We start from the raw sequence: 16,952 nt of genomic DNA on the forward strand, positions 1-16,952 counted from the left end.
GCAACGTGGCGGGCGCAACCATACGGCCGGCGCGCGGCGCGTGTCCCGTCGCACGGGAGACGCGCCGCGGCCGCATGCCGCCGGCTTAGCGCACTTCCTTCAGGTACTGTTCGCTGAAGCCCTTCTGCACGTCGGCCATCTTGCCGAAGTCCACCGGCCTGGCGCGTGCATAGTCGCTGGCGGGCAGAAAACGCGCCTGCACTTCCTTCGGAATCGCCGCGCTGGCGCGTACCGGACGCAGATAGGCATTGGCCCACAGGGCCTGGCCCTCGTCGGACAGCACGAAGTCCAGCACCTTCTTGCCTTCGGCTTCATGCGGTGCCTTGTTGACCAGGCTCATCACGTACGGCACCACGATCGAACCTTCCTTGGGAATCACGAAGGCCACGTTGGCACGGTCCTTGTACTTCGCGCGATAGGCGTTGAAGTCGTAGTCGAGCAGGATCGGGATCTCGCCGGAGAGTACGCGCGCGTAGGCGGTCTGCTTGGGCACGATCGGCTGGTTCTTCTGCAGGTCCTTGAAGTACTTGAAGGCCGGACCGAAGTTGTCGAGCGTGCCGCCCATGGCCTGATTCACGGCCACCGCGCCCACATAACCGACGAAGGCGCTGGCCGGGTCGAGATAGCCGATCAGGCCCTTGTAGTCGGGCTTGAGCAGGTCCGCCCACGACTGCGGCACCGGCTTGCCGCGCAGTGCATCCACGTTGACCATGAAGCCGAGCGTGCCCGAGTGGATGGCAAACCAGTTGCCCTGCGGATCCTTGAGGCCATCGGGAATTTCGTTCCAGTGCGCGGGTTTGTACGGCGCGGTCACGCCGGCGGCCTTGGCCTGGATGCCGAAGGTCACGCCGAGATAGGTCACGTCGGCTACCGGGCTGGCCTTCTCGGCCACCAGCTGGGCCAGCGACTGGCCCGAGTTCTTGTTGTCGAGCGGCACGGTCACGCCGGTCTTTTCCTTGATGGCGCGGATCTGCGCTGCCCAGTCGGCCCATTCGGGCGGGCAGTTGTAGCAGATGGCGGTCTGCGCGGCCACACCGTGGCTGAAGGCGGCGGTGGCAAGCGCCGCGGCCAGCCAGCGCAGCGGACGGTGCCAGGAGAAGTTGGTAGACATGGAAAGCTCCCTCGTTGGATGGGTTATGGCACGACTGGGATGGAGGCGGGCGGCGCGGCCACGGTGCCGCTGACGCGCAGGCCATGCGGCAGCAGCGTGACGTGCGCACGCGCATGCGAGTCCGGCGTATGCAGGCGCGTCACCAGCTGGGTGACGGCCTGCATGCCGATATCGGTATTGGGCTGGACCACGGTGGCGAGCGGCGGCTCGACCAGCGCGCCCAGTGCGATGCCGTCGTAGCCGAGCACGGAGACATCGCGTGGCACGCGCAGGCCAAGGCGCTTGAGATCGGAGATCACGCCGATGGCGAGCAGGTCATTGGTGCAGAAGAACGCGGTGGGCGCCTTGCCGCGCCGCATCAAGGTGTTGATCTGGTCGATATTGCTGGCGGTATGCGACGGCAGGTTGACGGGCGGCAGCGGCGTCAGGCCGTGGGCGCGCATCGCATCCTCATAGCCGGCAAAACGCTGACGCGCGCGATCGGATGCCATGAACGCACCGGACACCACCGCGATCCGCCGGTGTCCGGCGGCGATCAGCCCCTGTACCCCTTCGCACGCGCTGGTGCGGTTGTCGACGGACACGGAATGGCGCTGACCGTCGGGCGTGGCCTGGTTGTACGCCAGCACGTACGGCACGTTCTCGCGGTCGAGCTGGTCGAGCACGGCACTGCTGGTGGCATCGGCCACGGTCAGCACCATGCCGTCGACGCGATGGCGCAGCAGGTATTCGACGCGTTCGCGCTCACGGGCCGGGTCGTAGTTGCTGGTCACCAGCATCAGGGAATACCCGGCCGCCAGCGCGGCTTCCTCGATGCCGCGCCAGCACTCGGCAAACACGGCGTTCTCCAGCGTGGGCAACATGACGCCGAGAATGCGCGTCTGCTGCGCGCGCAGCTTGGCACCGAGCAGGTTGGGGCGGAAATTGAGGCGCTGCGCGGCCTCGTGCACGCGCTGTGCGGTAGCCTCGCGCACCAGTTGCGGATGGCTGAAGACGCGCGAGGCGGTGGCCAGCGAGACGTGGGCGGCCAGGGCGACGTCGGCCAGCGTGACGCCATGACCAGGCTCGGCAGAGGCAATGCGCGACGACGGAGACGAAGAGCGACGACTCACCGGCAGGCTCCTTGGCGGGGGTGGCGGTCCGAATGAAATCGTTTTCATTCTGGTACCTAAAAATCAGGCGTCAAGGTTTTTCCTTCGTCGTGCGAGGTCTTGCGCCTGTATGAAACGAATTGTGAGCCGGCTGTGTGACAAGCCCGTGACGGCGCGAGGGGCTAGCTGACGTTTGTTTCGCGGCCACGACGCGCGTCGATGAAACGATCCGTAACATCGTGGCTGCCGTCGCCGGTCAACCAATCGGGATCTCGGCCGTCAAAGCACGCATGCCAACCGCGCACAAGGATTCCGCATGGCAAGCTCCGGGCAAGGGTTTTCCCCGACACGGTCCGCGCCGGGCCCACGGTCACCCCAGGTGTCCAGGTTATCCAGGCCCGGTGTCTTGCGGCGCGCCATACCTGGCGTCATGCTGGCGGCGCACCGGTTGGCATGCGCGCGCGCGTGGGGGCCGCCGCGGGTGTCGCTGCGGGTGGCACAGTGGGTGTCACTGTTCGGCGCGGGGTTGCTGGCGGCGTGCGCCCAGGTTGCCACGCCAGCCGACCCGGCCGAACGCGCCGCCGATCTCCATTGGCTCAATACCGTCAGCTATGGCGCCGACCAGGCCAGCCTCGCCCGGTTGCAGCAAATCGGCCGCGAACGCTATCTCGCGGCGCAACTGGACATGCCACTGGCCGATCCGCCGGCACTCGCGGCCGCGCTTGCCGCGCTGCCGGACTGGCAACAGGACGGGGCGCAACGCATCCAGGCGGTGCGCGCCGAGCGGCAGCGCATCGCCGCGCTGACCGATGCCGACGAAAAGCAGCAGGCACGCCAGGCCCTGAACCGGCAGGGACGCGAACTGGAACGCGCGACGGCCGAGCGTCATCTGCTACGCGCGCTGTATTCGCCGGCGCAGTTGCGCGAGCAGATGACGTGGTTCTGGCTCAATCACTTCAACGTATATGCCGGCAAGGGGCAGGTGCGCTGGCTGCTGCCCGAGTATGAGGAGCGGGCCATCCGGCCCCATGCACTGGGAAAATTCCGCGATCTCGTGATGGCCACGGTCACGTCGCCGGCGATGCTGGTCTACCTCGATAACGCGCAAAGCGCGGTCAACCGCATCAACGAGAACTATGCGCGCGAGCTGATGGAACGCCATACGCTCGGCGTTGCCGGCGGCCCGAGCGGCTCGCGCTATTCGCAGCAGGACGTGCAGGAGCTCGCGCGCGTGCTGACCGGTGTGGGCGTGAACGTACGCGGCGAGCCGCCGCGCCTCGCGACGCAGCGGGCGGCGTGGTACCGGACCGACGGGGCGTTCGAGTTCAATCCGAATCGTCATGACTTCGGTGCCAAGACGCTGCTGGGGCAGCGCATCGCGCCGGCCGGCTTTGCCGAGGTGGAGCAGGCGGTGACCATGCTGTGCCGCGACCCGGCCACGGCGCGCTTTGTCTCGGCCCGGCTGGCCGCCTACTTCGTCTCCGACCATCCGCCGCCGGCGCTGCTCGATCGCATGGCCGCCACCTTTACGCGTAGCGATGGCGATATTGGCGCGGTCCTGACCACGATGTTCCTGGCGCCCGAGTTCGACGCCGTGCTGCGCTCGCCGGCGCGCAAGTTCAAGGACCCGACGGTGTTCGTGCTGTCGTCGCTGCGGTTGGCTGACGACGGCCATATGCTCGGCAATCTGCGGCCGGTCATGAACTGGCTCAACCAGCTTGGCCAGCCGCTCTATGGCCACGTGGCGCCGGACGGCTATCCGCTTGCCGAGAGCGCGTGGTCCAGTTCGGGGCAGATGATGCGGCGCTTCGAGATCGCGCGCGCGCTCGGCGCGAGTCCGGCGCGATGGTTCGTCGGCGAGGACGGCAGATCGGCGGCGCGGCGCGAGAAGCCGTTGGCCGACCAGCGGCTGTTCCACGCGTGGATCGAGGCCACGCTGGGTCCGGCGACGCGCGCGGCATTGGCACAGGCGAGTTCGCCCGCGGAATGGAACGCCATCTTGCTGAGCTCGCCCGAGTGGATGCAGCGGTGAGGGGGTGGCGTTGGGGGGGCGGCGGTGGGGGGCGCGGGCGAGGGGGAAGCGATGCGCGGCGACAGCGAAGGGCAGCGGCGAAGGGACCACCATCATGGCAGGAGACAAGTCCATGCAACGACGTGACTGGCTGAAGCGTGCGGGCGGCATCGGCCTCGCACTGGCGCTACCGGGCGTGGCATCGCGCGTGTATGCGTTGCCCGCGCAGGCCGACGCACGCTTTCTGCTGATCTTCCTGCGCGGCGGCTATGACGCCGCCAACGTGCTGGTGCCGGCGGGCAGCGAGTTCTACTATGCGGCCCGACCCCATATCGCGATCCGCCGCCCGGTGGCGTCCGCCGATGCCGCCGATCCGGCGGCCGCATTGTCGCTCGGCACCGATGGCTGGGCGTTGCACCCCGCGCTCGGCGCGACCATGCTGCCGCTGTGGCAGCGTGGCCAGCTCGCCTTTGTGCCGTTTGCCGGCACCGATGATCTGTCGCGCAGCCATTTCGAGACGCAGGACGGCATCGAAGCGGGCGTGCCGCCTGCCGATGCAACGCAGGGCCAGCCGCCCGCATCCGCGGCGCTCGCGCACGGCAGCGGCTTTCTCAACCGTCTGGCACAGGCGATGGGCGGGCAGGCCGCGCCGGTGGCGTTTACCGATGGCCTGCCGATGGTGCTGAGCGGCGCCGCCAACGTGCCCAACGTCTCGCTCAAGGGTACCGGACGCACGCCCTTCGATGCGCGCCAGACGCGGCTGCTGGCCAGCATGTACGAGGGGACACGGTTCGAGTCCGTGATCGCGGAAGGGTTCGAGCTGCGTCAGGCCGTGGCCGACCGTGCCGAGGCGATGCGACGCGGGCCGGCCGCGATGGCCGGCAGCGGTGGCATGGTCCCCACGGGCGGCATGCACGGCGAGGACGGCAAGGACGCGATGGCGGCCCGCATGGAGGAGATGCAGGCGGCCAACCGCCGCTCGTTATCCGCGCGCGGCTTCGAGCAGGAGGCGCGGCGCATGGCCGGCCTGATGCGTGACCGCTTCAATGTCGGCTTCATCGACGTCGGCGGTTGGGATACGCACGTCAACGAAGGCGGCGCGCAAGGCCAGCTGGCCAACCTGCTCGACAACCTCGGCCGCGGCGTGGCCGGCTTTGCCGAGGAAATGGGTCCAAGGTGGGGACAGACCACCGTGGTGGCCATCTCCGAGTTCGGCCGTACCTTTCGCGAGAACGGCACGCGCGGCACCGACCATGGCCATGGCACGGTCTACTGGGTCGCCGGCGGCACCGTACGCGGCGGCCGCCTGGCCGGAGAACAGGTCGCGGTCACGCGCGCGACCCTCAACCAGGACCGCGACTGGCCCGTGCTGAACGACTACCGCGCGCTGCTGGGCGGGATCTTCCAGCGCCTGTACGGGCTCGACGCAGGCCGGCTGGCGCAGGTATTCCCAGGCACGCGGCCACGCGATCTGGGGCTGGTCTAGCAACTTGCCCAAGGTCGCGCCCCGGGGCCCGGCGTCGGCCCTGGCCCCACTTCCGGGGGATACCTCCGTGCGGATCTTGCCTTACTGTTTGAATAGCCAAAAACTGATTGAATTGGCCCGTAGTCGCCATCGCTCGCGCCCGACCATGCCGGCAGGCCATCGACAGCGAGTCCCAGCCGCCTGACCAGATCAAACGGGATAAGTGGGAGGAGCGCAAATGGTGTCGCCACGATCCGCCAGCGGTAGCGCGCATGACGTCGTCAGGCACGACGTCCCCATGCGGGAATGGACCATATTGGCGCAGGATCCCGCCATCCTCGGCCCCGGCGGCAAGGCCCTGACGACCACGGTCAGCTTGCCGGCGGAACGCATGGAGCGGGGGCCCAAGGGGTTTCGCGTCCATGTGATCGATTACGACGCCTCCAGCGACACGTTCTATCGGTCCCGCGACAAGGACCTCGACACCGATCCCTTCGTCGACGTGACCGACATCGACAAGCTGGTGAACAACCCGCATTTTCATCAGCAGAATGTCTATGCCATTACCATGGCGACGCTGCAGACCTTCGAAGGCGCGCTCGGACGCACGGTGCCCTGGGGGTTCGATATGCCGAGCCACCAGATCAAGGTGGCGCCGCACGCGTTTGCCGACGCCAACGCCTATTATTCGCGCGAGTCCGAGAGCCTGAACTTTGGCTATTTCCCCGACGCCGGCGGCAATCCCGTCTACACGTGCCTGTCGCACGACATCGTCGTTCACGAAACCACGCACGCGCTCCTCGATGGACTGCGGCCCTATTACCTGCTGCCATCGTCGCCGGACCAGGCGGCGTTTCACGAGGGCTACTCGGATATCGTCGCGCTGCTGTCGGTCTTCAAGCGCGATGCCATCATCGACTGGCTGCTCGAGCCGCTGGCAGCGGCCGGCGGCTTGATCCCCGTGGCGAATCTTACCGCCAGGAAACTGAGCGGCGCGCGTTTCGCCACGCTGGCGGAGCAGATGGGAGCGGCCCTCAGCGGCGTGCCAGGATCCGCATTGCGCGCGTCGCTCAAGATCAGGCCGGACCCGTCGCTCTATCGGAGCGAGCGCTTCCAGGAGGCGCATGACCGCGGCGAGCTGCTGGTTGCGATCGTCCTGCACGCGTTCTTCGATGTGTGGGTCAGCCGGCTGCGGCCGATCGTCAGGACGAGCCCGGGCGGGGTGGCGCGCTCGGTGGTGGTGGAGGAGGGCGTCACGGCGGCGAGGCATCTGTTGCGCATACTGATTCGCGCGTTGGACTATATGCCGCCCGTCGACCTGACCTTCGGCGATTATCTCAGCGGTGTCCTGACCGCGGACATGCAACTCCACCCGAACGACGGCAAATACCGCTACCGCGAGACGCTGCGCGCGTCGTTCGAAGCGTTCGGTGTCGGTCCCGCCAGCAACACCCGGACCGATGGCGCGTGGCAGCCGCCGCGCGCGAGCGAATTTAGCCTGCTGGGCACGCATTTCGAGCGCATGCAGCGCGACGCCGTCGAGGTGTTCCGCTTCGTGTGGGAGAACAAGCGGGCGCTGGGCATACATCCGGACGCCTTTACGCGGGTCACATCGGTGCGGCCGGTGGTACGGGTCGGCAACGACGACACGATCCTGCGGGAAACGGTGGTCGAATATATCCAGCAATTGACGGTCTATGCGAGCGAGCTGGCCGCGCTCGGCATCAGGAGGCCCGCCGACATGCCGACCGCCAGGCTGATCCATCTGTTCGGCGGCGGCACCCTGGTCTTCAACGAGTATGGACTATTGAAGTTTCACGTCGGCACTGGGGTGACGAGCGCGAAGCAGACCGAGCGGCTGCAAAGCCTGTGGGATCACGGTCATTTCGAACAACCGCAATCCGTCACCGCGCGCATCGCGGCGATGCATCGCGATCGCGAACTGCGGCCGGCATTTCCGGCGAAGGGAGGCTGGTAGCATGACCTCGAAGCATGCCGGCGCGAAGCCAGGCCCGAGCGGGTTGACCTTGCGCAGCTATAACGTGGGCTTCGGCGACTGCTTCCTGCTGACGTTCCACTATGCGCAGGAAGTCAGGCACATCCTGATCGACTTCGGTACCACGCGGGCGCCCGCGGGCAAGGACATGGCAAAACACCTGCTCGAGATCGCCCGGTCGATCGGGGAAGCGTGTGGGGGCAAGCTGGACGCGGTGGTGGCGACGCACCGGCACAAGGACCACATCAGCGGCTTCGCGCGCGCGGGCGGAAAAGGGCCGGGGCAAATCATCCGGGAGCTGCGGCCCGATCTCGTGGTCCAGCCGTGGACCGAGGATCCGGACGCCCGGGCCGATGCGACGGCGCCCACCGGCGCGACGCGGAACCGGCCGCGCCAGGCGACGCGCGCGCATCTGGTCATGCTCGACGACATGAACCGGTTTGCCGGTTACGTGAAAGCCGCGAGCGCGCGCCTGCGCGGCACGCATCTCGATGCGATCCGGGCGCAACTGGCGTTCCTCGGCGACGACAACGATCTGCCCAATCGCGACGCGGTGGAGAATCTGCGCACCATGGGGCGCACGAGCCGGTATGTCCATGCCGGCGAGAAGTCGGGACTGGAGAAGATCCTGCCGGGGGTCAAGACCCATGTGCTGGGCCCGCCGACCCTGACGCAGCACGCCGCCATACGCAAGCAGAGCCAGACCAACGCCGACGAGTTCTGGCAACTCATGGGGGCGCGCGCGGATTTCTGGGCCAGGCGCGGGCGCATTGCCCGCGCCGGACAGGCAGCCACGACCGCGTTGTTTCCCGCATACGTGGAAAGCCGCCATCCGTGGGACATGCGCTGGTACCGGTATCAGGCGCAACGGGAGCAGGCCGAAAACCTGTTGTCGGTGGTTCGCATCCTCGATGGTCAGATGAACAACACGAGCGTGATCCTGCTATTTGAGGTGAAGGGCAAATTCGTGCTGTTTCCGGGGGACGCGCAGATCGAAAACTGGCAGTATGCGTTGTCGGATCCGAACACCGTGGCGCGTCTGGCGGATGTCAGCCTCTACAAGGTTGGCCATCACGGCAGCCGCAACGCGACCCCCCGGACGCTGTGGAACGGCTTTGCCGCCCGCGGCGGAAAATCAATGAAAGGACGGCTGATCACGGTGCTTTCCACCCTGGATCACGTACACGGGAGCGAGGATCGCCACACCGAAGTCCCGCGCCAGACACTGCTCGATGCCCTCGGCAAGGAATCGGAACTGCACGATACGCGCGAGATCGGCGCAGGGGCGCTTTGCTCGATCACCCGCTTCCAGTTCTAGGCAAATCGAAGGCCGCGGTGCCGTGTGACGTCTACCCCACGGCGGTGGGATATCAAGACGGCCCCCGCAAAGACCGATAGCATCATGTGGGAGTGGCATTTGCCCACAGCACGATCCACAGCCAGTATGAGTGCATGCCTTGTCGCGATCCCCTACGCCCACCATTGCTGAATGCCTCGAACAACAACGCCTGCGGCCGGTGTTCCAGCCGATCGGGTCGCTCGCGAATGGCGAGGTGCTTGGCTATGAAGCGCTGATACGCGGTCCCACGGGCACGGCGCTCGAGAATCCGGTCGCGCTGTTTACGGAAGCCGCGCGCGTGGGTTGCCTCGTGCGGCTCGAGCGGCTGGCCTCGCGCATCGCGATTGCCGCGTTCATGCGCGCCCGGCTGCCGGGCAAGCTGTTCATCAACTACAGCGCCGACTCGATTCGCGAAATCGACGACAGCCGCCATGAGGTGCGCGCATTCCTGGAAAGCCAGGGCATGCCATCGACCCGCATCGTGATCGAATTGACCGAGCAGGCCCCGTTGGGCTCGCTGGAGACGCTGGCCGAGGCCATCGCCGGCATTCGCAGCCGCGGCGCGCAGTTTGCCCTCGACGACTATGGCACCGGCCATGCCAATCTTGGCCAATGGATCAAGCTGCAGCCCGATTACGTGAAGGTGGCGCGCGAGGTGGTGGACGGCGTGGCCGAGTCGCCGTTCCAGCTGGAAGCGCTCCGCGCGCTGTGCAAGCTGGGCAGCATCAGCAAGACCGGGTTGATCGCCGAGGGCATCGAGCGCGAAGCGGACCTGCTGGTTTGCCGCGATATCGGCTTCCACTATGCGCAGGGCTACCTGCTGGCGCGGCCCACCGCCGAGCCCCCGCTGACGCTGTCCGAGGCATCGCTGCAGGCGCTGCGTTCGGGACCGATCGCGGTATTGCCCGGCGACGCCGTCGCCGAACCCTCCACGCCCTGCCGGGCCAGCGCCGGCGGCTGACGGCACGCACGCGCGGATCGGGGATAATGGCTGCCGGTTTCCGGCTGGCGTATGCCCATTCCATGTATTCCCTCGACGATCTCCGGCTGTTTGTGCGTACCGCGGAACTGGAGAACCTGTCCGCCGCCGCGCGCGAACTCGACCGTACCGCCGCGACCGCCAGTGCCGCACTGATCCGGCTCGAACAACGGCTCAACGCGCGCCTGTTCGCGCGGACCACCCGCCGCATGCGCCTGACCGAGGAAGGGCGCGTCTTCCTGGAGGCGGCGCGCCGCGCGCTGGCGGCGCTGGAGGAGGGCGAAGGCGCGCTGGCCGAGCATCGCGAGGTGCTGGCCGGGCCGCTGCGCGTATCGGCCCCTTCGGATATGGGCCGCTCGTGGCTGCGCGCGTGGCTCGACGAATTCCTGGCCCTCCATCCGCAGGTCTCGCTGGAGCTGGCGATATCCGATTCGATGACGGACCTCTATCGCAGCAATATCGACCTTGCGGTACGCGTTGGCTGGCTGGAGGACTCGCGCCTGGTGCGCCGGCAACTGACCACGCTGCGCCGGGTCGCGGTGGCCGCGCCGGCCTATCTCGCGCGCGCCGGCACACCCACCCATCCGAGCGAACTGGAGCGGCACGAGGTGATCTGCCTGAGTCCCGGCGGGCAGACGCGGGTGCGCTGGCCGTTCCGCTCCGGCGAAACCCTGCTCGAGGTGGAAATCAGCAGCCGGCGCATGAGCGACGATGGCGGCATCGTGCGCGACTGGGCGCTGGCCGGCCACGGCATTGCGTACAAGAGCTGGTTCGACGTCGCCGCCGATGTCGAGGCCGGCCGGCTCGTGCACCTGTTCCAGGACTGGACGCACGACCCGATGCCGGTGCAGCTGGTATTTCTGCAGAGCCGTTATCCGTCGCTGCGGCAACGGCGCATGATCGCGTTCCTGCAGGAAAAATTCGCGGCGCTGGAGGCGCGCTATCCCTACCGGCCCGACCCCACGCCGGCCGTGCCGCGAGCGGGCGCGCGCAAGCGCGCCAAGGGGGTAGCGGAGCCTGCCGGAGGCCCGCGCCGCGACCGCGCGCGGGGCCGGCGCCAGGCTTATTGGGTGGGCGCCGAGGGCGCCGGCGCGGTGTCGCCGGCGGAGGGGCCCGCATCGGACGGCGGCGGCGATGGCGAGGATGGGGTCGCGGGCAGCGCGGGCACCGGGGTCGGGCCGGCTGGCGCTGGCGGCGCGCTGGCGGGCGCTTCCGACGCCGGTACCGCCTCGACGACCTCACCCGCATCGAGCGCGTAGTTGGGATCGGGCGCCGGCGCGGAGGCTGCCGGCGGCGGCATCGCCTCGGCCTCCGTATCGGGCAGCACCGGCCGGCGCGGGCTGGGCCGCGGTGCCGCCGGCGTATCGTCGCGGGGGCTCGACGCCGCAAACAGCGTCTGGAACCAGCCGTGCACGTGCCCCGTCATGGCGGAGAACCAGCCCTTGTCGTCGTTCTCGGCAAAACGCGCGCGCCCGTCGATGGCACGCGCACGCAGCGCGCGCTGGTAGAAGTCGCCGACCATCGGCAACGCGCTGTGCGCTCCCTGGCCCCAGTAGTCGCTGCGCAGTGTTACACGGTTGTCATTGAAGCCGACCCAGGCCCCGGCCACCAGTTGCGGATGCATGAGGATGAACCAGCCATCGGTGTTGTCCTGCGTGGTGCCGGTCTTGCCGGCCACGTCCGCGCGAATGCCATAGCGGGTGCGGATCGCGGTGGCGGTGCCGCGGTCGATCACATCGCGCATCACGTCGAGCAGCGTGTGGTTGGCGGCCGCCGCCAGCGCGCGCTCCGGACGCGCGGGATGAAATTCCGCCAGCACATTGCCGGCGCGATCCTCGATACGCGAGACCATGAGCGGCGCGAGATAGCGTCCGCCGTTGGCGATGGTGCCGTATGCGCTGACCATCTCCTTCAGCGTGACCGGGCTGGTGCCGAGCGCAAGCGAGGGCACGGCTTCCAGATGGCTGTCGCGTACGCCCATCGCGCGGGCGAGCCGTGCCACGCGGTCGACGCCGACCCGCTGCACCAGTTGCGCGGTGATGGTGTTCTTCGAATAGACCAGCCCGTCGCGCAGGGTCATCGGCCGGCCGGTGGCTGGCGATTCGTCGGTCGGGCGCCAGATCTCGCCGCCGGCCAGCACCATCTCCACGGGCTGGTCGACGAAGGTATCGTCGGGGGTCTCGCCCGCCGCAAACGCGGCCCCATAGACAAACGGCTTGAACGTCGAGCCCGGCTGGCGGCGCGCCTGTTGCACGTGATCGAACGCGTCGTCGATAAAGTCGCGACTGCCCACCCATGCGCGAACCTCGCCGGTGCCGGGGTCGAGCGCAAGAAAGCCGGCCTGCACGCGCGTCTTGGACTGGCGCAGTGCCTGCATGAACTTGCTGTCGGCGAGCAGCCGCTTGAGCGCCGCGTCTTCGGCCTCGCCGCCCGCTACCGCCGCGCGGAATTCCGCGCTCTCGCGCACGAAGGCCTGCACCAGCGCGCGATTCTCGCCCCAGCCCGCGCGCGGCGCCCATGCCGCATTGGCGATCGATTGCAGTTGATTGCCCTGGCGTGTGACGGCCTGGTTGGCCATGGCCTGCAGGCGCGAATCGATGGTGGTGCGCACCACCAGACCATCGGTGTAGAGGTTGTAGTCGTGACGGTCGGCCCACGCGATCAGCCATTTGCGTAGTTGCCGGGCGAAATGCGGAGCCGGGCCAGGCGCTTCCACCTGGCGCTCGAAGTCGATGCGCAACGGCCGGCGCTTGAGTGCCGCCAGCCTGGATGCATCGAGCCGGCCGCGCTTGACCATCTGGGCCAGCACGATATTGCGCCGCTCCAGCGCGCGCTCGGGATTGAGCACCGGGTTGTAGTAGCTGTTGCCCTTGAGCATGCCGATCAGCGTGGCGGCTTCCAGCACGTCGAGCTTGTCGGCGGATTTGTCGAAGTAGGTGCGCGCGGCCATCTCGATGCCGAACGCGTTGTAGAGAAACGGTACCGTGTTGAGGTACGTCTCCAGGATCTCGTCCTTGGAATAGAGCGCCTCGATCTTGAACGCGGTAATGGCTTCCTTGAGCTTGCGCGTCAGCGTCGGGGCCCGTCCAATCTCGTCGGGGTAGCGGTTGCGCGCGAGCTGCTGGGTGATGGTCGAGCCGCCCTGGCGATCGCCCGAGAACGTGTGCAGCGCGGCAGATGCCGTGCGCCGCCAGTCGATGCCGTGGTGCCGATAGAAGCGATGATCCTCGGTGGCGATCAGGGCATCGACCACGTGCGGCGAGATGTCCGCCAGCCCGACCCAGTCCCGGTTGGCCCAGCGGTAGACCGCAAGCGGCTTGCCATCGGCCGACAGCACCTGCGCGGGTTGCTCCGATTTTGCCTTGCGGATATCGCTGATGCCCGGCGTGAAGGGAATCAGGAGCAGCACATAGATCAGGAACGCAACGGGTATGGCGGCCACGGCCAGCAGCACGCCACGGCGGGTCGGGTGGCGCAGGCGCTGCAGGTGCGGGGCAAGGCGGGCGACCAGACGTGCGGCAGTAGCGGCAGGCACGCGCGCGGCGAGGTGAGAGGCGAAAGTCTTGAGCGGATCCAGGCGCATGACGCTGGCATGCCCACGCCGGGTCACATCCGCCGCCGGGGTCGCACGCCATCAAAACGAAAACCCCGCATCGTACCAAATCGCACGGCCCGGACCGCGTGGCGCGCCGCTGTGTTCGCGTCATATGCCCCCAGCGAGGGGTATCGCGGGCTGGCGGCGACATACCAGTTACACATTGATTCGCAACAATTCGACGCGCCCCAGGACGACCCGGTCCTGGCGCGCGCTGGACGGGGGGCCACCATCGCGCACCGGAGCCGGGGCGGGGGGCGTATCTCCTCGTATCAACAAAAAGAGAACACAAGTGAAGAAAGCTCTCCTAGCTTTGACGGCGGCAGCGGGTGCCTGCGTCGTCTCCGGCGGCGCGTTCGCGCAATCCGCCACCAGCGTGACGCTGTATGGCATCGTCGATGCCGGCGTCGAAGTCGCGACGCACGTGCCGGGTGGCAACGGTGGCACCGTGGCACGCGTGACCTCCGGCAACATGTCGGGTTCGCGTTGGGGCCTGCGCGGCGCGGAAGATCTCGGCGGCGGTCTCAAGGCCATCTTTACCCTCGAGTCGGGCTTCGATATCGACACCGGCCTGTCCGGCCAGGGCAGCCGCCTGTTCGGCCGCCAGGCCTTTGTCGGCCTGCAGGGCAACTTCGGCGGGGTGACGCTGGGTCGTCAGCAGAACGCGCTGTACGACCTGTTCGGTGCCTACGATCCGATGGCCGTGAGTACGCGCTACTCGCTGAACGCGGTCGACTCGCTGTTCAATGGCCGTGCCGACAACGCCATCAAGTACACCGGCAAGTTCGGCGGTTTGACCGGCACCGCGTTCTACAGCACCGGCCGCGACAACAACGGCGAAATCCCGGGCGATGCCAAGGCCGCGCGCAATTTCGGCGGCGGTGTGTCGTATGCCACCGGCCCGGTGTCGGTGGGCGTTGCCTACGACCAGTTCCAGGGCGCCACCGCGGCACTGGACGATCGCTCGGCCAAGCGCCTCGCGGTCGGCGGTTCGTACGATTTCACCGTGGCCAAGGTATTCGCGGGCTATCGCTGGATGCGTGACGACGGTACGGCTTCGGCCACCGCTGCCACCGTGCGCAATAACGTCTACTGGCTGGGCGGCCTGTACCGCTTCACGCCGGCGCTGTCGCTCACCGGCGCCGCGTACTACACGGACACCCATAACAGCGGTGCCGATCCGTGGATGTTCGTGCTGTCGGCCGACTACGCGTTCTCCAAGCGTACCGATGCCTACCTCAACGTCGGCTACACCCGCAACAAGGACGGCTCGAACCTGGGGCTGTCGGGTGCCGGCACCGCGGTGGCCGGCGCCAATCAGACCGGCGTGCTGCTCGGCGTGCGTCACCGCTTCTGAGCGGCCGCGCGCCATGCGCGCGCCTGGCGGAAAACGCGCAGCGCCCCACCCGGATTCGGGTGGGGCGTTTTACGTCACGGCGCCTTCATGGGCATGAAACATTTCGTTGTCACAATCGCATGCATGGTCAGGCTGTGCCCGATAAGTCGGAACGACATGGGACAACCGGAGGGGTTGCCGCGGCCTGACTTCGCTACTGTTCCGGCAGGTTTCCATGGCGGCCCGCAGAGGTTGCCGGGGAATGGGCGGTAGCGCCTTTTTGCTTGCGCGGGGATCTGAGCCGTCTTTGGGACGGCTCTATTTATTTGTGACAACGCAAGCGGCTTGTCACCATAGTCGCGGGCCATGCCGGGTATTGCAACAATCTAATGGCCTGCGCGCAGGCGCCAACACTAAGATGCACGGCGCGCCCCCTCGTTGGTCGCAGAACGCGACGCAGTTGAGGATCCCCCATGAAGCAGCAATCCGCATTTCGTTACCGCATGACCGTGCTGGCCGTGGCCGCCAGCCTGTCGCTTCCCGTCACCGCCCGGACCCTGACGCGCGACAATGGCGCGCCGGTGGGCGATAACCAGAACTCTCAGACCGCGGGTCCGTCCGGCCCGACCCTGTTGCAGGACGTGCAGTTGATCGAGAAGCTGCAGCGCTTCGGTCGCGAACGCATTCCCGAGCGTGTGGTGCATGCACGTGGTACCGCCGCCGAGGGCGATTTCGTTGCCGCCGGCGACTTCTCCGATCTGACCGCGGCCAAGGTCCTGTCCGCGCCGGGCAAGCGTACGCCCGTGGTGGTGCGCTTCTCCACCGTGGTCCATCCGTCGGGCTCGCCCGAGACCGTGCGCGATCCGCGCGGCTTTGCCACCAAGTTCTATACGGAGGAGGGCAACTGGGACCTCGTCGCCAACCATACGCCGATCTTCTTCATCCGGGATGCCATCAAGTTCCCCGACATGATCCATTCACTGAAGCCGTCGCCGGTGACGAACCTGCAGGATCCGAACCGCTTCTTCGACTTCTTCAGCCATGTTCCGGAAAGCACGCACATGCTGACGCGGCTCTATTCGGACTTCGGTATTCCGGCCTCGTATCGCATGATGCCCGGCAACGGCGTGCACGCCTTCAAGCTGGTCAACGCGCGGGGGGAGGTGCACTACGCCAAGTTCGAATGGCGTTCGCACCAGGGCGAGAAGTATCTGACGCGGGCCGAGGCCGCCCAGATCCAGAGCCGCGAGAACAACAACCTGACGCGCGATCTCTATGAGGCGATCGCGCGCGGCGACCATCCGCGCTGGGACCTCTACGCGCAGATCCTCAAGCCGTCCGAGCTGGACCGCTTCGATTTCGACCCGCTCGATTCGACCAAGGTCTGGCCCGACGTGCCGAGCCGCAAGCTCGGGACCATGACGTTGAACAAGGTGCCCGACAACTTCTTCGAAACCACCGAGCTGTCGGCCTTTGCGCCGTCCAACCTGGTGCCGGGCATCGAGCCGTCGGAGGACCGCATGCTGCAAGGCCGGCTGTTCTCGTATGCCGATACGCAGATCTATCGCCTGGGCGCAAACTACCTGAGCATGCCGGTCAACCGGCCGCACGTGAAGGTGAACAACTACAACCAGGACGGCGCGGGCAACATGGGCAGGTCGCATGGCGATATCAACTATCAGCCATCGCGCGCCGCCGGTGCGTTCCACGACGACAACCGTTACCGCGCGTTGCGTACGCCGCTGGTCGGCAGCACCCAGCAGGAGCGCATCCGCAAGACCGCGAACTTCCGCCAGGCCGGCGACTACTACCGCGCGCTGTCGGCGCAGCAGCAGGAGAACCTGATCGGCAACCTCGCCGCGGACCTGGGCCAGGTACGCAACGCGGAGATCCGGCAGATCATGCTGAGTCATTTCTACCGGGCCGACGCCGACTACGGCAAGCGCCTCGCGGTCGCGGTCAAGGGCGACGCGGCGGACGCCGAGCGGCGCGCAAGCCAGCTGGTGGACTGACGGTATGGAGCCGGCGG

Annotated in this window: 10 protein-coding genes and 1 pseudogene; 8 read left to right on the plus strand and 3 right to left on the minus strand. The window is 67.4% G+C overall.

The genetic code is table 11. The features are described from left to right. Positions 1 to 85: 85 nt before the first annotated feature. Positions 86 to 1,111, minus strand: coding sequence for an ABC transporter substrate-binding protein (locus DFLDMN_RS22790; protein WP_423200145.1), 1,026 nt, complete (start codon positions 1,109 to 1,111; stop codon positions 86 to 88). 23 nt (positions 1,112 to 1,134) lie between these two features. Beyond that, entirely contained in the window at positions 1,135 to 2,229 is a 1,095-nt protein-coding gene (locus DFLDMN_RS22795; RefSeq protein ID WP_423200543.1) for a substrate-binding domain-containing protein, read from the minus strand. Positions 2,230 to 2,632: 403 nt separating this feature from the next. Between DFLDMN_RS22795 and DFLDMN_RS22800 the strand changes: the two genes are divergently transcribed. From DFLDMN_RS22800 to DFLDMN_RS22825, 6 genes and pseudogenes are all read left to right on the plus strand, one after another. Next, the gene (locus DFLDMN_RS22800; protein ID WP_423200544.1) at positions 2,633 to 4,234 is read left to right on the plus strand and encodes a DUF1800 domain-containing protein; all 1,602 of its coding nucleotides are present in this window, start codon (positions 2,633 to 2,635) and stop codon (positions 4,232 to 4,234) included. A gap of 112 nt (positions 4,235 to 4,346) precedes the next feature. Next, positions 4,347 to 5,699, plus strand: coding sequence for a DUF1501 domain-containing protein (locus DFLDMN_RS22805; RefSeq protein ID WP_423200146.1), 1,353 nt, complete (start codon positions 4,347 to 4,349; stop codon positions 5,697 to 5,699). A gap of 217 nt (positions 5,700 to 5,916) precedes the next feature. Continuing rightward, a complete protein-coding gene (locus tag DFLDMN_RS22810) occupies positions 5,917 to 7,656 on the plus strand; it encodes a hypothetical protein (protein WP_423200147.1) in 1,740 nt (579 codons plus the stop codon). A gap of 1 nt (position 7,657) precedes the next feature. Next, positions 7,658 to 8,992 (plus strand): hypothetical protein, encoded by a 1,335-nt coding sequence (locus DFLDMN_RS22815; RefSeq protein ID WP_423200148.1) that lies wholly within the window; start codon positions 7,658 to 7,660, stop codon positions 8,990 to 8,992. A gap of 139 nt (positions 8,993 to 9,131) precedes the next feature. Further along, positions 9,132 to 9,974, plus strand: coding sequence for an EAL domain-containing protein (locus DFLDMN_RS22820; protein ID WP_423200149.1), 843 nt, complete (start codon positions 9,132 to 9,134; stop codon positions 9,972 to 9,974). 62 nt (positions 9,975 to 10,036) lie between these two features. Further along, positions 10,037 to 10,903: pseudogene (locus tag DFLDMN_RS22825) on the plus strand (LysR family transcriptional regulator); the annotation flags it as partial. A 152-nt stretch (positions 10,904 to 11,055) separates the two neighbouring features. Here DFLDMN_RS22825 and DFLDMN_RS22830 read toward each other — a convergent pair. Continuing rightward, positions 11,056 to 13,575 (minus strand): penicillin-binding protein 1A, encoded by a 2,520-nt coding sequence (locus tag DFLDMN_RS22830; RefSeq protein ID WP_423200150.1) that lies wholly within the window; start codon positions 13,573 to 13,575, stop codon positions 11,056 to 11,058. Positions 13,576 to 13,879: 304 nt separating this feature from the next. On the opposite strand from DFLDMN_RS22830, the gene DFLDMN_RS22835 reads away from it, so the two are divergent. Next, positions 13,880 to 14,944: a porin gene (locus DFLDMN_RS22835; RefSeq protein ID WP_423200151.1), complete on the plus strand. Its 1,065-nt coding sequence runs from the start codon at positions 13,880 to 13,882 to the stop codon at positions 14,942 to 14,944. 452 nt (positions 14,945 to 15,396) lie between these two features. Continuing rightward, positions 15,397 to 16,935 carry a catalase gene (locus DFLDMN_RS22840; protein WP_423200152.1) on the plus strand — a complete coding sequence of 513 codons (1,539 nt, stop codon included), beginning with the start codon at positions 15,397 to 15,399 and terminating at the stop codon, positions 16,933 to 16,935. Positions 16,936 to 16,952 lie beyond the last annotated feature (17 nt).

Source organism: Cupriavidus sp. H19C3, from assembly GCF_049393815.1.
In the GTDB taxonomy this organism is placed as follows: domain Bacteria; phylum Pseudomonadota; class Gammaproteobacteria; order Burkholderiales; family Burkholderiaceae; genus Cupriavidus.